Below are 3,318 nucleotides of genomic sequence, written 5' to 3' on the forward strand. Positions count from 1 at the left end.
AATTTAAAAAACACATTAATATCCGAGAATATTTTTAATGACAGTTGCAAATCGGGATATATTGAGTTTTTTTCTTCAGACCCAAAATACGAACAGTTATATAAAGATTTTTGGCAAAGCATAATACATAAAAAGTTTTGAAAAGAGTATATTTGCTCTTGCCAAAGATTGGAAGATAACTTATAATACAAGTATGAGATTATTTCTGACTAATGATGATGGCATTTTGGCAAAAGGAATTAATGCTCTGGCAAAAGGACTGGCTGACGGAAATGAAGTATTTATCGTAGCACCCGACAGAGAAAGATCTGCTTGCGGCCATTCACTAACGATTAACAATCCCATTAAGTACAATCAAATTAATCTGATTAAGGGTGTAGAAAGCTACAAAACAGATGGAACTCCCGCAGATTGTGTCAAGTTTGGTTTAGCTCAGCTTTATGAAGGAATGCCTGATTTATTGATTTCTGGCATTAATTTTGGTGCTAATCTTGGTACTGACGTTTTATATTCAGGAACTGTTTCAGCGGCTTTTGAGGGCAGAATACTGGGCGTAAAATCGATTGCAATAAGCATTCCTGATCATAATCCTGACGAAAAGGCTGTTCAATCTGCAGTTGATTTTATAAAACAAAATCTAGAAGTTTTCAAAAACCTTGAATTGCCCGAAAAGACCATTCTTAATATCAATCATCCCAATACTGCGGAACCAAAAGGTGTAAGGCTGGCAACTATGGGCTTTCAAGAATATGATGATGAATATGTTCCAGGAACAGTAGTTAATATGTTCCTTTTAAAAGGAAAACCGATAAAGCATCATAAAAATGCAGAAGATACAGATGTAGAATTATCGCGTCAGGGATACATAACTATTACACCAATATCTTTTAATCTGACGGATAATCAATGTTTGGAAACACTCAAGCAAAAAGGCATATTTTAAAGTGAAAGTAACTATTATTGGTGGCGGCCCTGCCGGAATGATGGCTGCTTATTCGGCAGCTAAAGCAGGTGCTCAAGTTTTTTTATGTGAAAAAAACAATAAACTCGGCAAAAAATTATATATAACAGGCAAAGGCCGCTGCAATCTTACAAATGATATTTTACCTCAAGAATTTTTTAAAAATGTAGTTTCTAATCCAAAATTCTTATACAGCGCCATTAACCGTTTTTCTCCGAAAGATACGATGAATTTTTTTGAAGAACATGGACTTGCCCTAAAGACAGAAAGGGGAGGCAGGGTTTTTCCTATGTCTGACCATTCTGTCGATGTTATTAAGACTTTTGAAAGGGCGTTGGATAAGGCAGGAGTAAATTTAAAATTTGATTGCAAAGTTAACGAAATAAAGCCAGTAACAGACGGCTTTTTGATCAAATACAACAATGAATATGAATTATCTACTGATTGTGTTATAATAGCTTGCGGAGGAATGAGTTATCCCTTGACAGGCAGTACAGGTGACGGTTACGCTTTTGCAAAAAGATTGGGACATACAATAATTCAGCCAAGACCTGCTCTTACTGCAATAAATGTTAAGGATGATGTTTCTTCCTTGCAGGGTTTGTCTTTAAAAAATGTGTCCTTGACAGCAGAATATAACAATAAGGTTATTTCTAATCTTTTTGGAGAAATGCTGTTTACGAACAAAGGAATAAGCGGTCCTATCGTTTTGAGTACTAGCAGTATAATTAATACTTTTCCTTTGGAAAAAATAAAATTATATATAGACTTAAAGCCTGCTTTGGATGAGAACAAACTTGACGAAAGAATATTGAGAGATTTTTCAAAATATTCTAACAAGCAATTTAAGAATGCGTTAAATGACCTTTTGCCCAAAAGTCTTATTCCAGAAGTAATAAGGCGAAGCAATATATTTGAAGACAAAAAAGTCAATATAATATCAAAAGCAGAACGACAAGAGCTGATAAAAGTATTGAAAAGATTTGAACTTACTCCTGTTAGTTTGGATGATTTTTCGCGTGCCATTGTTACAGCTGGCGGTGTAAGTACAAAAGAAATTGATCCATCCACTATGGAAAGCAAGCTGATAAAAAGGCTGTTTTTTGCAGGCGAAGTTATAGATGTAGATGCGTTTACAGGCGGATATAATATACAGATTGCGATTTCAAGCGGTTATCTTGCTGGTGTAAATGCGGTAAAGTTATATAATCAATAAGGTGATTATGAGAGCGATTATAGATATTACGGCAATACGAGGTGCTATTACCGTAGAACATGATAACGAAGAGGAAATAACGGCTGCTACTAAAGAGCTGATGAATGAAATTGCTAGAAAAAATGACCTTGATAATCCAGAAAAAAAGATTATTAGCATTCTTATCAGTACAACGCCTGATTTGACCTCGAAGTATCCTGCTGCGGTTTTGCGTGCTATGGGCTACAATGATGCAGCTTTGTTTTCGTCATTAGAGCCTCCTATAAAAAATTCTTTGCCTATGTGCATCAGGCTTATGGTAAATGTTGCAAGTTACGCAGGAATGTTGGAACCAAATCATGTGTATTTGAAAAAAGCACAAACTTTGCGTCCCGATTTGGTGCGTTATTCTATAGCAATTGATGGTCCAAGCGGAGCGGGGAAAAGCACGATTGCAACAATGCTGGCTAACAAGTTAGGAATTTTGCATCTTGATACGGGTGCTATGTATCGAGCCGTGGGACTTAAGATTCTGAGATTAGGAATTGATTTTAGCGATGAAAAGGCTGTTGACGAGGTTTTGCAAAAAACTCATATAGATATAGAATTTGAAAACGGTGTTCAAAATGTGCTTTTGGACGGTGAAAATGTCAATATTCAAATAAGAGTTCATGAGGTTTCGCAGGCGGCTGCTAAAGTTTCGACGCTAAGATGTGTCAGAACAGCATTAGTGCATGCACAACGTAAAATCGCCAAAAAATATAATATGGTCATTGACGGCAGAGATATAGGGACTTGTGTTTTACCTGATGCAAAATATAAGTTTTTCTTAACTGCAAATGACGAGGTCAGAGCAAAAAGAAGATATGAGGAACTGAAAAATGCCGGACAAAAAATAGACTTTGAAACAGTTCTACAAGATATAAAGAAACGCGATATAATGGATACTACTAGGGAAATTTCGCCGCTAAGACAGGCTGAAGACGCAATTTTAGTTGATTCTTCAAATATGACGCCTTCTGAAGTGGTTGAAAAAATGCTTGACTACATTAAGGAGCATTTATGACATTCTTATACATTGTTGGAGTTGTTTTATTATTAATACCGATTTGGATTTTGTATCCGATTACGGTTTTGGGTAAAAAAAGAAAGCCCAAAGGTA

General features: G+C 35.8%; 3 protein-coding genes. All 3 read left to right on the top strand.

Annotated elements, in window-relative coordinates; genetic code table 11:
* Positions 1–193 precede the first annotated feature (193 nt).
* From surE to cmk, 3 genes are read left to right on the top strand one after another with little or no spacing between them, the layout of a single operon-like run.
* Positions 194–943, top strand: a complete 750-nt coding sequence (gene surE, locus VIL26_09080; protein HEY8391079.1) for a 5'/3'-nucleotidase SurE — start codon at positions 194–196, stop codon at positions 941–943.
* 1 nt (position 944) lies between these two features.
* The gene (locus VIL26_09085) at positions 945–2,177 is read left to right on the top strand and encodes an NAD(P)/FAD-dependent oxidoreductase (GenBank protein HEY8391080.1); all 1,233 of its coding nucleotides are present in this window, start codon (positions 945–947) and stop codon (positions 2,175–2,177) included.
* A 7-nt stretch (positions 2,178–2,184) separates the two neighbouring features.
* Positions 2,185–3,222, top strand: a complete 1,038-nt coding sequence (gene cmk, locus VIL26_09090) for a (d)CMP kinase (protein ID HEY8391081.1) — start codon at positions 2,185–2,187, stop codon at positions 3,220–3,222.
* Positions 3,223–3,318: the final 96 nt, after the last annotated feature.

The sequence above is a fragment of the Clostridia bacterium genome (genome assembly GCA_036562685.1).
Taxonomy (GTDB): Bacteria; Bacillota; Clostridia; order Christensenellales; family DUVY01; genus DUVY01.

What these genes read in the sequence shown, in the direction of transcription:
- surE (HEY8391079.1), top strand. Translation starts at nt 194, where the DNA reads ATGAGATTATTTCTGACTAATGATGATGGCATTTTGGCAAAAGGAATT.
- cmk (HEY8391081.1), top strand. Translation starts at nt 2,185, where the DNA reads ATGAGAGCGATTATAGATATTACGGCAATACGAGGTGCTATTACCGTA.